This is a genomic window from Streptomyces sp. AC550_RSS872 (genome assembly GCF_019049285.1).
Lineage (GTDB): Bacteria > Actinomycetota > Actinomycetes > Streptomycetales > Streptomycetaceae > Streptomyces.
In genome coordinates, this window is sequence record NZ_JAGMUL010000011.1 from 19,794 (window position 1) to 34,288 (window position 14,495).

10 protein-coding genes are annotated in these 14,495 nt (G+C 69.3%); all 10 read left to right on the forward strand.

All coding sequences use genetic code 11. The features are described from left to right. The first annotated feature begins 66 nt into the window (after positions 1-66). The 10 genes from KUM44_RS04125 (at position 67) to KUM44_RS04170 (ending at position 14,441) form a co-directional block, all read left to right on the forward strand. On the forward strand, positions 67-2,691 hold the full coding sequence (locus KUM44_RS04125; protein ID WP_217206314.1) for a valine--tRNA ligase: 2,625 nt from the start codon (positions 67-69) through the stop codon (positions 2,689-2,691). Positions 2,692-2,862: 171 nt separating this feature from the next. Continuing rightward, positions 2,863-4,365: a folylpolyglutamate synthase/dihydrofolate synthase family protein gene (locus KUM44_RS04130; protein WP_217206317.1), complete on the forward strand. Its 1,503-nt coding sequence runs from the start codon at positions 2,863-2,865 to the stop codon at positions 4,363-4,365. 7 nt (positions 4,366-4,372) lie between these two features. Beyond that, complete coding sequence (locus KUM44_RS04135) at positions 4,373-4,729, forward strand: DUF4233 domain-containing protein (RefSeq protein ID WP_217206319.1); 357 nt, start codon at positions 4,373-4,375, stop codon at positions 4,727-4,729. A gap of 70 nt (positions 4,730-4,799) precedes the next feature. After that, positions 4,800-5,213: a nucleoside-diphosphate kinase gene (gene ndk / locus KUM44_RS04140; RefSeq protein WP_062720617.1), complete on the forward strand. Its 414-nt coding sequence runs from the start codon at positions 4,800-4,802 to the stop codon at positions 5,211-5,213. Positions 5,214-5,482: 269 nt separating this feature from the next. Further along, positions 5,483-6,502: a rod shape-determining protein gene (locus tag KUM44_RS04145; RefSeq protein WP_004931372.1), complete on the forward strand. Its 1,020-nt coding sequence runs from the start codon at positions 5,483-5,485 to the stop codon at positions 6,500-6,502. A gap of 199 nt (positions 6,503-6,701) precedes the next feature. Then, positions 6,702-7,751 carry a rod shape-determining protein MreC gene (gene mreC / locus KUM44_RS04150; RefSeq protein WP_217206320.1) on the forward strand — a complete coding sequence of 350 codons (1,050 nt, stop codon included), beginning with the start codon at positions 6,702-6,704 and terminating at the stop codon, positions 7,749-7,751. A gap of 13 nt (positions 7,752-7,764) precedes the next feature. Beyond that, positions 7,765-8,448 (forward strand): rod shape-determining protein MreD, encoded by a 684-nt coding sequence (mreD, locus tag KUM44_RS04155; RefSeq protein WP_217206321.1) that lies wholly within the window; start codon positions 7,765-7,767, stop codon positions 8,446-8,448. Between the two features lie 197 nt (positions 8,449-8,645). Further along, complete coding sequence (gene mrdA, locus KUM44_RS04160; protein ID WP_217206322.1) at positions 8,646-10,907, forward strand: penicillin-binding protein 2; 2,262 nt, start codon at positions 8,646-8,648, stop codon at positions 10,905-10,907. Continuing rightward, entirely contained in the window at positions 10,904-12,103 is a 1,200-nt protein-coding gene (gene rodA, locus KUM44_RS04165; RefSeq protein ID WP_217206323.1) for a rod shape-determining protein RodA, read from the forward strand. The genes mrdA and rodA overlap by 4 nt, the downstream gene beginning before the upstream one ends. A gap of 826 nt (positions 12,104-12,929) precedes the next feature. Beyond that, the gene (locus KUM44_RS04170) at positions 12,930-14,441 is read left to right on the forward strand and encodes a CYTH and CHAD domain-containing protein (protein ID WP_217206324.1); all 1,512 of its coding nucleotides are present in this window, start codon (positions 12,930-12,932) and stop codon (positions 14,439-14,441) included. Positions 14,442-14,495: the final 54 nt, after the last annotated feature.

Below are 14,495 nucleotides of genomic sequence, written 5' to 3' on the forward strand. Positions count from 1 at the left end.
GGGGTGCCCACCGTTACAGAACAAACGCGTTTCGGGACACGCCCGCGACACCCCTAAACTGAGCGGGTGACCGAGAACGCTCAGCAGCAGCCACCAGCGCCCGACACCGAACTGCCGACCCAGTACGCGCCGGCCGATGTAGAGGGGCCGCTGTACGAGCGCTGGGTAGAGCGCGGTTACTTCGAGGCGGACGAGAAGAGCGACAAGCCGCCGTACACGATCGTGATCCCGCCGCCGAACGTCACGGGCTCGCTCCACCTCGGGCACGCCTTCGAGCACACCCTCATCGACGCGCTGACCCGGCGTAAGCGCATGCAGGGTTACGAGACGCTGTGGCAGCCCGGCATGGACCACGCCGGTATCGCCACGCAGAACGTCGTCGAGCGCGAGCTCGGCAAGGAGGGCAAGTCCCGGCACGACCTGGGCCGTGAGGCGTTCGTCGAGCGCGTTTGGCAGTGGAAGGGCGAGTCCGGCGGGCAGATCAGCGGACAGATGCGTCGCCTCGGTGACGGCGTCGCGTGGTCGCGTGAGCGCTTCACCATGGACGAGGGTCTCTCCCAGGCCGTCCAGACCATCTTCAAGCGGCTCTACGACGACGAGCTGATCTACCGCGCCGAGCGCATCATCAACTGGTGCCCCCGGTGTCTCACGGCCATCTCGGACATCGAGGTCGAGTACCAGGACGACGATGGCGAGCTCGTCTCCATCCGGTACGGCGAGGGCGACGACGCCATCGTCGTGGCGACGACGCGTGCCGAGACGATGCTCGGTGACACCGCCGTCGCCGTCCACCCCGAGGACGAGCGCTACCGCCATCTCGTCGGCCGTGAGATCGAGCTGCCGCTCACCGGCCGCCGTATCCCCGTCGTCGCCGACGAGCACGTCGACCCCGAGTTCGGCACGGGTGCCGTCAAGGTCACCCCGGCGCACGACCCGAACGACTTCGAGATCGGCCAGCGTCACAACCTGCCGTCCCTCGCCGTGATGGACGAGCACGCGGTCATCACCGCCCACGGCCCCTTCCAGGGCCTGGACCGTCTGGAGGCCCGCTCGGCCATCGTCGCCGCGCTGCGCGCCGAGGGCCGGATCGTCGCGGAGAAGCGGCCGTACGTCCACTCGGTCGGCCACTGCTCGCGCTGCAAGACCACGATCGAGCCGCGTCTGTCGATGCAGTGGTGGGTCAAGGTCGGCCCGCTGGCGAAGGCGGCCGGCGACGCGGTCCGCGACGGCAAGGTCAAGATCCACCCGCAGGAGATGGAGAAGCGGTACTTCGACTGGGTCGACAACCTTCACGACTGGTGTATTTCCCGGCAGTTGTGGTGGGGTCACCGGATTCCGGTCTGGTACGGCCCGGAAGGTGAAGTCGTCTGCGTCGGCCCCGACGAGGAGCCGCCGAGCGGTGAGGGCTGGCGTCAGGACACCGACGTCCTCGACACCTGGTTCTCCTCCGGGCTCTGGCCCTTCTCGACCCTCGGCTGGCCCGAACAGACCGCGTCGCTCGCGAAGTTCTACCCGAACTCCGTCCTGGTCACCGGCTACGACATCCTCTTCTTCTGGGTCGCCCGGATGATGATGTTCGGCCTGTACGCGATGGACGGCACCCCGCCGTTCCACACCATCGCCCTGCACGGCATGGTCCGCGACCAGTTCGGCAAGAAGATGTCGAAGTCCTTCGGGAATGCCGTCAACCCCCTTGACTGGATGGACAAGTACGGCAGCGACGCCCTCCGGTTCACTCTCGCCCGCGGCGCCAACCCGGGCGTCGACGTCCCGATCGGCGAGGACTGGGTCCAGGGCTCCCGCAACTTCGCCAACAAGATCTGGAACGCGACGCGCTTCGCGCTGATGAACGGCGCCACGGTCGACGGCCCGCTCCCGGAGCCGTCGGCGATGTCCTCGACCGACCGCTGGATCCTCTCCCGCCTCAACTCCGTCGTCGCCGAAGTCGACGCGTTCTACGAGGACTACCAGTTCGCCAAGCTGTCCGACGCACTCTTCCACTTCGCGTGGGACGAGGTCTTCGACTGGTACGTCGAGCTGTCCAAGACGACGTTCCAGGCGGGCGGCGAGGCGGCCGAGGTCAGCAAGCGCGTCCTCGGTGAGGTCCTCGACGTCACGCTGAAGCTGCTGCATCCGGTGGTCCCGTTCGTCACGGAGACTCTGTGGACCACCCTGACGGGCGGCGAGTCGATCGTGATCGCCAAGTGGCCGGCCGACAGCGGCTTCCGCGACAAGGGGGCGGAGCAGGAGATCGAGTCGCTCCAGTCCGTCATCACCGAGGTCCGCCGCTTCCGTGCCGACCAGGGCCTCCAGCCCGGCCAGCGCGTCCCGGCCCGCCTCACCCTGGACGGCACCGCCCTCGCCCCGCACGAGCCGGCCATCCGCCAGCTGCTGCGCCTCCAGCCGGAGGGCGAGAACTTCGCGGCGACGGCGACGCTGCCCGTCGCGGGCGCCGAGGTCGCGCTGGACCTCTCCGGCGTGATCGACGTCGCGGCCGAGCGCAAGCGCCTCGCGAAGGACCTGGCCGCCGCCGAGAAGGAAAAGGCCCAGGCCACGGCCAAGCTCGGCAACGAGGCCTTCCTGGCGAAGGCCCCGGACAACGTCGTGGAAAAGATCCGCGGCCGCCTCGCGAAGGCGGACGAGGACATCGCCCGCATCGCCGCCCAGCTGGAGAGGCTGCCGCAGGCGTAGGTGTTTGTACGGCAGTGAGGGCCCCCGGTGCTGTGAGGCGCCGGGGGCCTGCACGTACCTCAGGGGCGCGGGGAACTGCGCGACCAGCCACAACGCACCCGCAGCCGCCAGGCAACACCACGCACCCCACTCCCTGGGCGCACTGTCAGTCGCCCTCCGTAGACTGACCCCGTGAGCGACCAGAACGAGCCCGACCCCCTCGACCCCTTCGACGAGATCATCGCGGAGGAGACCGACCGCGACCCCGACCTGGCGGTCATCGAGGCCGGCAGCCGAACCCTGCGCACCCAGGGCGGCAAGCCCCAGGCCGACGTGCCCGCCCGCCCCGAGGACCCCGAGGTCGACAAGGCCCTGCGCGAGGTCGAGGCGGAGCTCGCGACGCGCTGGGGCGAGACCAAGCTGGAGCCCTCCGTCAGCCGTATCGCCGCGCTCATGGACGTCCTCGGCGAGCCGCAGCGGTCGTACCCCTCGATCCACATCACCGGCACCAACGGCAAGACGTCGACCGCCCGCATGATCGAGGCTCTGCTCGGCGCCTTCGAGCTGCGCACCGGTCGCTACACCTCACCGCACGTCCAGTCGATCACCGAGCGGATCAGTCTGGACGGCGCCGCGATCGCCGCCGAGCGCTTCATCGAGACGTACCAGGACATCAAGCCGTACATCGAGATGGTCGACGCACAGCAGGAGTACCGGCTGTCCTTCTTCGAGGTGCTCACGGGCATGGCGTACGCCGCCTTCGCCGACGCGCCCGTCGATGTCGCCGTCGTGGAAGTGGGGATGGGCGGCTCCTGGGACGCCACGAACGTCATCGACGGTGACGTCGCCGTCGTGACGCCCATAGATCTCGACCACACCGACCGGCTCGGTGGCACGCCCGGTGAGATCGCCGCCGAGAAGGCCGGGATCATCAAGCAGGACGCCACCGTGATCATGGCCCAGCAGTCGGTGGACGCCGCGCAGGTGCTGCTGAAGAAGGCCGTGGAGGTCGACGCGACCGTGGCCCGTGAGGGCCTGGAGTTCGGGGTCGTGGCGCGTCAGGTCGCCGTCGGCGGACAGCTGGTCACGCTGCGCGGACTCGGTGGCGAGTACCCCGAGGTGTATCTGCCGCTGCACGGCGCGCACCAGGCACACAACGCCGCCGTGGCTCTCGCCGCCGTGGAGGCGTTCTTCGGCGTCGGCTCCGCGCGGGCCGAGTCGCTGGACATCGACACCGTCCGCAAGGCGTTCGCCGCGGTCGCCTCGCCGGGACGGATGGAGGTCGTACGGCGGTCGCCGACCGTCGTACTGGACGCGGCGCACAACCCGGCCGGCGCGCGGGTCACCGCCGAGGCGATCGGGGAGGCCTTCGACTTCAGCCGGCTCATCGGGGTCGTCGGTGCGAGCGGCGACAAGAACGTACGGGGGCTGCTGGAGGCCTTCGAGCCGATCTTCGCCGAGATCGTCGTCACACAGAACTCCTCGCACCGCGCCATGGACGCCGACGAACTGGCCGCCATCGCCGTCGAGGTGTTCGGCGACGAACGTGTGCAGGTCGAGCCGCGGCTGCCGGACGCCCTGGAGGCCGCGATCACGCTGGCCGAGGAGGAGGGCGAGTTCGCGGGCGGCGGTGTGCTGGTCACCGGGTCCGTCATCACGGTCGGCGAGGCCCGGCTGCTGCTGGGGAAGGGCTGAGTCCGGAATGCGTACGCTCTGTTCCTCGACCCTGATCGGCGAGTTCTTCGTCATCGGCTTCGCCGGTCTGGTCGCGATGAAGGACCCGGACCTGTCCATGTCGACGGTGTGGACGGTCAGCGGTGTCGCGATGTTCCTGTGCGTGCTGCTGTGCGGTCTGGTGACCCGCCCCGGCGGTGTCGCCCTCGGCTGGGCGCTTCAGATCGCCCTGATCGCCTCCGGCTTCATCGTGTCGACGATGTTCATCCTGGGCGTGATCTTCGCGGCGCTGTGGTGGGCCTCGGTGCACTACGGGAGGAAGGTCGACGAGGCGAAGGCGAGATTCGCCGCGCAGAGCCACTCCTCTACACCTGACGCTGCGTAACAGGGGCCCGGACACGCCCTGTAACCTCATCCCACCGCACCACCGGCCGGAAGTAAGAAGGAGCCCTCCCGTGACCCAGCGCACCCTCGTCCTGCTCAAGCCCGACGCCGTCCGTCGCGGCCTGACCGGCGAGATCATCAGCCGTATCGAGCGCAAGGCCGGCTGGCAGATCACCGCGCTGGAGCTGCGCACCCTGGACCAGGACACGCTGGAGCAGCACTACGGCGAGCACAAGGGCAAGCCCTTCTACGAGCCGTTGGTGGAGTTCATGGCCTCCGGCCCGGTCGTCGCCCTGATCGTCGAGGGCGAGCGGGTCATCGAGGGGCTGCGTGCCCTCGCCGGCCCGACCGATCCGATCGCCGCCGCGCCGGGCTCCATCCGCGGTGACTTCGGTGTGATCGTCCGGGAGAACCTCATCCACGCCTCCGACTCCGAGGAGTCCGCCGAGCGCGAGGTGAAGATCTTCTTCCCGGGCCGTGCCTGAGCCCACTCAACCGGCCCGACCTGGGGCGGCCGAAGAAACCCGGCCGCCCGGCGGCATATGCGCGGCGATCGAGGGAACGAGTGCCCCCGATGGCCCGTCTCCACAAGCGGGGCGGCTCGCCATCTGCTGACAATGGCGAAGACCCTCCCGCAGTGTTCGCGAAAGCGCGTCTACGATAGAAGCCTTCACGTCACAGCACCCACTTCGCCGACCTGAAAAGCCATCAAAAGCTCCCAGGGAAGGCCAGACGAATCCTGATGGGGAACTCAATGTCGTTCATCGGCCGTGACATGGCTGTCGACCTCGGGACCGCCAACACGCTGGTGTACGTCAGGGGTCGCGGGATCGTACTCAATGAGCCGTCCGTCGTCGCGATCAACACCAACACCGGTGGCATCCTCGCGGTCGGCGCCGAAGCGAAGAAGATGATCGGGCGCACGCCCGGCAACATCGTTGCCGTACGTCCGCTGAAGGACGGCGTCATCGCCGACTTCGAGATCACCGAGCGGATGCTCCGCTACTTCATTCTGAAGATCCACAAGCGGCGTTATCTGGCTCGTCCGCGGGTCGTCGTCTGTGTGCCCTCCGGCATCACGGGCGTCGAGCGCCGCGCCGTCATCGAGGCGTCGTCCCAGGCCGGCGCCCGCCAGGTGCACATCATCGAGGAGCCCATGGCCGCGGCCATCGGCTCCGGCCTGCCGGTCCACGAGGCCACGGGCAACATGGTGGTCGACATCGGCGGCGGCACCACGGAGGTCGCGGTCATCTCCCTCGGCGGCATCGTCACCGCCCAGTCCATCCGCGTCGCGGGCGACGAACTGGACAACGCGATCATCCAGCACATCAAGAAGGAGTACTCCCTTCTGCTGGGTGAGCGGACGGCCGAGCAGATCAAGATCACGATCGGTTCCGCGTACGACCTCGACGCTGACGAACACACCGAAATCCGTGGCCGGGACCTCGTCTCCGGGCTGCCGAAGACCGTCGTCATCTCCGCGGCCGAAGTGCGCAAGGCCATCGAGGAACCGGTCAACGCGATCGTGGACGCGGTGAAGACGACCCTCGACAAGTGCCCGCCGGAGCTGTCCGGCGACATCATGGACCGAGGAATCGTTCTGACCGGCGGCGGCGCCCTGCTGCGCGGCCTCGACGAGCGGCTGCGTCGCGAGACCGGCATGCCGATCCACATCGCCGAGGACCCGCTCGACAGCGTGGCACTCGGCTCCGGCAAGTGCGTCGAGGAGTTCGAGGCGTTGCAGCAGGTGCTCGACGCCCAGCCCCGCAGATGACGTAACTCTTCGATTCCGCCGTACGGGATGATCTCCTCTCGTACGGCGGATCGTTGATATAGAGGCATAAGCTGCCCAAGAGCCGCCAAGCGCGTCATTCAAGTTCGCATACAACTCCGCACACAAATTCCGTATACGAACCCTTCGGGTTTCCCTGGGGTTTCCCGAACTCCTATGAGGAAGGGCACGGCCGCCGCACGTGAGGGACACACGAGAGAGCCGGCTGCTCCTGGTGCTGCTGATCGCCATCGCGTTCGCGCTGATCACGGTGGACATCCGCGGCGGTGAGGATTCTCCGGTCGACGGCGCCAGGTCCGCCGCGGCCACGGTCTTCGGCCCGATCGAGAACGGTGTGTCGGCGGCGGTCGACCCGGTCGGCAACGCGGTCGCCGCGATCCGGGACTCCGGCGAGCGCCACGACCGGCTCGCCGCGCTGGAGCAGGAGAACGCCGCCCTCAAGGCGAAGCTCGGCAGCGACGACCGCAACCGCAGTCGGCTGAAGCAGCTGGACAAGGTGCTGAAGGTCGCGGGCGCGGGCCAGTACGGCATCAAGGGCGCCGAGGTCATCGCCATAGGAGCGGCCCAGGGCTTCTCCTGGACGATCACCATCGACGTCGGCGAGAACGACGGCATCCGGCGCGACATGACCGTCCTGAACGGCGACGGGCTGGTCGGGCGGGTCACCACCGTCGGCCCGAACACCGCGACCGTGCTCCTCGCCAACGACCCCGACTTCACCGTCGGCACCCGCATGGAGGCCAGCGACGAACTCGGCTTCGCCTCCGGCCAGGGTGACCGCCCGCTGCGCGTCGAACTCCTCAACGGCAAGGCCGAGGTGAAGAAGGGCGACCGGCTCGTCACCTTCGGCTCCCAGGCCGACAAGCCCTTCGTGCCGGGCGTCCCCGTCGGTGTCGTCTCCCGCGTCGACCCGTCCGGCGGCGGCCTGACCCGCACCCTCTACGTCACGCCGTACGCCGCGTTCTCCAAGCTGGACATCGTCGGCGTCGTCGTCCAGGCCCCCACCAAGGACCCGCGTGACACGGTGCTCCCCGACAAGCCCGAGCCGACGCCCACGCCCACCGTCACGGTCACCGTCACGCCGGGTGCCGACGGCACGGTCGACGGTCAGGACCAGCCCGAGGGGGACGGCCAGAACCAGCCTCAGGCGGACGGTCAGTCAGAGCCGCGGGCCGACGGGCAGTATCAGCCTCCGGGCGACGGCCAGAACCAGTACGACCAAGAGCAGTAGGAGCTGAAGCCCCATGCGCGTCAACCGAATCCTGCTCTCCTCCGCCCTGATCGTGGTCGCCCTGGTGATCCAGGTGAGCGTCCTGGCCCGCCTCCACCTCCCGGGCGCCGTCCCCGACCTGCTGCTCCTCACCGTCCTGGGCCTCGCCATGGTCTACGGCCATGTCGGCGGCGCCCTCGTCGGCTTCGGCGCCGGTCTGCTCGCGGACCTCGCCCCGCCCGCCGACCACGCCGCCGGCCGCTACGCACTGGTGCTGTGTGTCATCGGTTATCTCGCCGGGCTCATCAAGCCCGACAACGGCCGGCTCAAGTCGGCCACCGGGCCGATGGTGGTCGTGGTCGTCGCCGCGATCGGCACGACCCTGCTGTACGCCGGGGTCGGCGCCCTCGTCGGGGACACCGCCGCCCGCCATGTCGGCCTCGGCAGCCTGCTGTTCACCGCCGCGCTGTACGACCTGCTGCTCGCCCCGTTCGTGGTCCCGGGGATCATGGCGCTGGCCCGGCGAGCGGAGAACGACCCGCTCGCCGACAGTAACTCCCAGACGAAGAAGGCCGACATCTCCACCGGCTGGCTCTCCGGCGGGACCGGGCTGCGCATCGGCGGCCAGCGCGGCGGCCTGAAGGGCGGCCTGAAGGTGAAGGCGGCACGGGTGCGAACGGCACGCGCCGGGCGTATCAAGGGGGTCAAGCGGCTGTGAGGACGGCGGAGTTCAGGACGGCGGAGTTCAGGACGGCAGAGTTCAGGACGGCGGAATTCACCCGGGAGGGTGAGGCCAGGCGGAACCGGGCCGCACAGGCCGGCCGTTCATCACTCGTACACACACAGTCGTATCCGCACTGGTACTCGCACCAGTACATGTACCGGTACTCGCACTGAGAGGGGGAGGCAGCCGCAGTGACCAACATCCCCGAGACCGGCCGGACGCCACGCGTCCAGATCCGGCTCATCGTCATCCAAGTCCTCGTCCTCTCCCTCCTCGGCACCCTCGGCGGGCGCCTGTGGTACCTCCAGATCCGCGAGGGCGACGCCTACGCCAAGGAGGCGTCCGGCAACCACGTCCAGCAGGTCGTGCAGCCCGCCGTGCGCGGCTCGATCCTGGACGCGCGCGGTGTGCCGCTCGCCGACAACGAGACCCGGCTGGTGGTCTCCGCCTCCCGCACCGACCTGCTGAAGATGAAGGACGACGGTGAGGCCGTCCTCACCAAGCTGGCCGGTGTACTGGGCATGACGCCCAAGGAGGTCAAGGAGAAGGTCCGGCTGTGTGACGCCAAGACCCCGCAGCCCTGCTGGAACGGCTCGCCGTACCAGCCGATCCCCATCACCGACGAGGCCACCCCCAAGCAGGCTCTACAGATCCGCGAGCGCGCCGAGGACTTCCCCGGCATCACCGCCGAGCCGCAGGCCCTGCGCCGCTACCCGAGCCCCGGCGAGTCCAACACCGCCCAGGTCCTCGGCTACCTCTCCCCGGTCACCGACACCGAGCTCCAGCAGGCCCAGGACACCGACTCCCCGTACCTGCGCTCCGACCAGGTCGGCCGCTCCGGCCTGGAGCGGCAGTACGACAAGGTGCTGCGCGGCAAGGCCGGCGTCACCCGCTACGAGGTCGACAACCTCGGCCGGGTCATCGGCCAGGCCAAGGCGGACGCCGCCCGGCCCGGTTCCAACCTCGTCACCAGCATCGACGCCCGAGTTCAGAGGGTCGCCGAGTACGAGCTGAACGACGCCATGAAGCAGGCCCGCAAGGAGTGGGACCGCAACACCAACAGGCCGTACAAAGCCGACTCGGGCGCGGTCGTCGTGATGGAGGCCAAGACCGGCCGCATCGTCGCCATGGCGTCCAACCCGACATATGACCCGAACGCCTGGGTCGGCGGCATCTCCGCCAAGGACTACAAGACGCTGACCGGCAAGTCCTCCAACTACCCGCTGCTCAACCGGGCGATCCAGGGCCAGTCGGCCCCGGGCTCCATCTTCAAGGTCATCCCGACGGCCGCAGCGGTGAACGCGGGCTACTCCTTCGACGGCCCCTACCAGTGCTCCAGCTCGTACTCCATCGGCGGCCAGGTCTTCAAGAACTTCGAGTCCAAGGGATACGGCCCGATCAGCCTCGGCCGCGCCCTGGAGGTGTCCTGCGACACCGTCTTCTACCGGCTCAGCCACGAGGAGTGGAAGCGGGACGGCGGCACCAAGCCCAAGAAGAACGCGGGCGACTGGTTCTACAAGACGGCCCACCAGTTCGGCCTGGGTGCGGAGACCGGCATCGACCTGCCCAACGAGGTCACCGGCCGCGTCCCCGACCGCCAGTGGAAGCAGGACTACTGGAAGGCCAACAAGGACGCCTGGTGCAAGTACGGCAACAAGGACGGCAGCTACGCCGAGAAGATCGCCTACGAGAACTGCCTCGAAGGCAACCGGCTGCGCGCAGGTGACTCCGTCAACTACTCCATCGGACAGGGCGACACCCTCGTCACCCCCATCCAGATGGCCACCATCTACGCGGCCATCTCCAACGGCGGCACCCTCTACGACCCCACGGTCGGCAAGGCCGTCGTCAGCGCCGACGGCAAGACCGTCAAGGAGATCAAGCCCAGGTCGCACGGCAAGCTGCCGATAAGCAAGCAGACGCTGGCCGCGATGGACGACGCCCTCGCCGGTGTCGCCACCCGCGGTACCGCCGCCTGGCGGTTCGCGCAGGTCGGCTGGCCGCAGGACAAGATCCCGATGCATGCCAAGACCGGTACCGCCGAGGTCTACGGCAAGCAGACGACCTCGTGGTTCGCGACGTACACCAAGGACTACTCGATCGTCATGACGATCTCCCAGGGTGGTACGGGTTCCGGCGCCTCGGGTCCGGCCGTGCGCAACATCTACGACGCGCTGTACGGCGTCTCCGACGACGGCACGATCAACAAGAAGAACGCGCTGCTGCCCACCCCCGCGAAGAGCCTGCCGAAGGTCCGCGCGGACGGCACCATCACCTCGCCGAAGGTTTCCAAGGACCCGGCGAAGGACCAGCGGGCCAGCCAGGAGGGCGAGGCCGGGCCGGACGAGCAGCAGCTCGCCGGGACCGTGGCACCGCCGACGAACGAGAACCGGGACACCCGGCGCAGGCGGCGCGGGAGCCGTCGGCGGGGAAGCCGGAGGATGCTCACATGACCGGCGCCAACAGTTTCCAGGTCTCCGGGTACGGGCCCGAACGGGCGGGCTGGACCCGCCTGTTCGCCCGCGACTCGCTCGCCCGCCGGCTGGACTGGCCGATACTGCTGTCGGCCATCGCGCTGTCGCTGATCGGCTCGATCCTCGTCTTCTCTGCGACCCGCAACCGCACCGAGCTCAACCAGGGCGACCAGTACTACTTCCTGATCCGGCACATCCTGAACACCGGCATCGGGGTCGCGCTGATGATAGGGACCGTGTGGCTGGGCCACCGCACCCTGCGCACGGCCGTGCCGATCCTGTACGGCGTCTCGGTCTTCCTGATCCTGCTGGTGCTCACCCCACTCGGCTCCACCATCAACGGCGCCCACTCCTGGATCAAGCTCCCCGGCGGCTTCTCGCTCCAGCCCTCGGAGTTCGTGAAGGTCACGATCATCCTGGGCATGGCGATGCTGCTGGCGACGAGAGTGGACGCGGGCGACAAGCAGTACCCGGACCACCGCACGGTGGTGCAGGCGCTGGGCCTGGCCGCCGTGCCGATGCTGATTGTGCTGCTCATGCCCGACCTCGGCTCGGTCATGGTCATGGTGGTGATCGTGCTGGGCGTGCTGCTCGCGTCCGGTTCGTCCAACCGCTGGGTCTTCGGGCTGATCGGGGCGGGCACCATGGGGGCGGTGGCGGTCTGGCAGCTGGGCGTCCTGGACGACTACCAGATCGCCCGCTTCGCGGCGTTCGCCAACCCCGAGCTCGACCCGGCGGGGGTCGGCTACAACACCAACCAGGCGCGTATCGCGATCGGTTCCGGCGGGCTCGCGGGCTCGGGGCTGTTCCACGGCTCGCAGACCACCGGCCAGTTCGTGCCGGAGCAGCAGACCGACTTCGTCTTCACCGTGGCGGGGGAGGAGCTGGGCTTCATCGGCGGCGGGCTGATCATCCTGCTCCTCGGCGTGATCCTGTGGCGGGCCTGCCGGATCGCCCGCGAGACGACCGAGCTGTACGGGACGATCGTCGCGGCGGGCATCGTGGCGTGGTTCGCCTTCCAGGCTTTCGAGAACATCGGGATGACCCTGGGCATCATGCCGGTGACCGGTCTGCCGCTGCCGTTCGTGTCGTACGGCGGGTCGTCGATGTTCGCGGTGTGGGTGGCGGTGGGGTTGCTGCAGTCGATTCGGGTGCAGCGGCCGATGTCGGCGTGACCGCTGCGCTGGGCCTGAGCCGGGGGGTGCTGGCTGGGGCTGGTGTTGGTTGGGTTGGGGTGCTGGCTGGGGCTGGTGTCGGCTGGGCTGGGGTGCTGGCCCGGGCTGGTGTCAGCCGGACGAGGGCGCTGGCAGGGGCTGGGGCGTCGACTCGGGACTGGTAGGAGCGCCGGTCTGAGGTGCCGGTGCCGGATGGGGCCGCCGTCTTGTGAGGGCTGGGTGTCTGCCGGGCGGGGTGTTTTGGCCGGGCTCCGAGGATCAGGGGGCGAGATGGAGCAGGCGTGGGCGATCTGGCCGCGCCCCTCATCTGGCGCCTTTCCAGGGGCTGGGGCCAGCCCGGTGCCCGGGCGGTGGCGCGGGGCTGCGGTGGCCGCCTGCCGACCGGTGGCTGGCGCTCCGCAAAGTGGTACGGGGCGGTTCGCCGATCCGGTACCCGCGCCCCACGCAACCGGTGCCTGTGCGTTCCGCCAGCCCGGTGCCGGGTCCTCCCTTGCTGATCCGGTGCCGCTCCATGCAACCGGTGCGTGTGCGCTTCGCCAGCCCGGTGCGGGGCCCCTGCTGATCCGGTGCCGGCGCTCCACCCAACCGGTGCAGGGAGCCTCGTCGAACGGTGCCGGGGGTTCCATCGAACTGGCTCCGGGGGTCTCGTCGACCTGGTGCCGGGTGCTGCGCCGCACTGGCTCCGGGTGCTCCGCCGGACTCGTGGCGGGTGCCTCGTCCGAGCAGGTCTCACCGATCGGTTTCCTCGCCATCACCCCCCTGTTCGCCTGGGGTTCATGGCTGGTAAGCCCTGTCGTCCAGTCGTGACTGCCACTAGATTCAGGTCATGGCGGACACGAAGCGCGAAATCGAGCGGAAGTATGAATCCGACGACAGTGGCTTGCCCGACCTGACCGGCGTCGCAGGGGTCGCGGCCGTCATCGACAAGGGGGTCGCGCATCTCGACGCCACCTACTACGACACCGCGGACGAGCGTCTCGACGCGTCGTCGATCACGCTGCGCCGCAGAACGGGCGGCTCGGACGCCGGCTGGCATCTGAAGTTCCCCGTGGCGCCGGGCGTACGGGACGAGATCCAGGCCCCGCTGTCCGACACCCTGCCCCGCACCCTCGCCGGCCTCGTCCGCTCCCGGGTCCGGGACGCCGAGCTGGTGCCCGTGGTCCGGCTGCGCTCCGACCGTGATGTGCGCGACCTCGTGGACGCCGAGGGGCTGCTGCTCGCCGAGGTCAGCGTGGACGCCGTACAGGCAGAGCGCCTCACCGGAGGCGGCCGTACCGCTCAGTGGACCGAGATCGAGGTGGAACTGGCCGACGGCACCGACCCGGCGTTCCTCGACAAGGTCGAGAAGAAGCTGAAGAAGGCGGGCGTACGGCCTTCCGCCTCGGCCTCGAAGCTGAAGCGGGCCCTGGTGGAGACGGCACCGAAGAAGAAGCGGGGCAAGAAGGCGGAGGAGGCCGCGGCGGCGCCGGCCACCGCCGGGGATCACGCCCTCGCCTACCTTCGCGCACAGCGGGATGCGATCGTCGAGCTCGATCCGGCCGTGCGGCGGGACGTGTACGACTCCGTGCACCGGATGCGGGTCGCCACCCGGCGGATGCGCAGCGCCCTCAAGTCGTACGGCAAGGTCCTCGACCGGGAGATGACCGACCCGATCGGTGACGAGCTGAAGTGGCTGGCCGGGGAGCTCGGCGTCGACCGGGACCAGGAGGTGCTGACCGAGCGGCTGACGGCGGCCGTCGACGAGCTGCCGCGCGCGCTGATGGTCGGGCCCGTCCGCACCCGGCTGCGCACCTGGGCGCGTGCCCGCGGCGGGGGATCGCGGCGGCGTCTGACCAACGTGCTCGACGGCGCGCGGTATCTGCGGCTGCTGGAGTCCCTCGACGCCCTGGTGGCCGATCCGCCGCTGCTGAAGGCGGCCGGCAAGAAGCCGGAGAAGGTGATCGGGAAGGCCGTACGCAAGGACCTGTCGAAGGTGTCCCGACTGGTCGAGCGGGCGTTCGAGCTGGAGCCCGGACAGGAGCGGGATCTCGCGCTGCACGAGGCGCGGAAGAAGGCCAAGCGGACGCGGTACGCGGCGGAGTCGGCGGTTCCGGCGCTGGGCGGGCCGGCCACCGCCCTGGTGAAGTCGATGAAGAGCCTCCAGAACCTGCTCGGCGACCACCAGGACAGCGTGATGACCCGGGAGGCGCTGCGGGAGCTGTCCCGGCAGGCGCACGGGGCGGGGGAGCCGTCGTTCACGTACGGGTTGCTGTACGGGCGTGAGGAGCGGCGGTCGGCCGAGGACGAGGCCGAGCTGCCCGGGCTGTGGAAGGAGATCAAGAGCGGGACGAGCATCTGAGCGTGCGGGGGGCCGTCGCGGTCGAGTTAGGCTAGATGGTCACCCCTGTCAGTT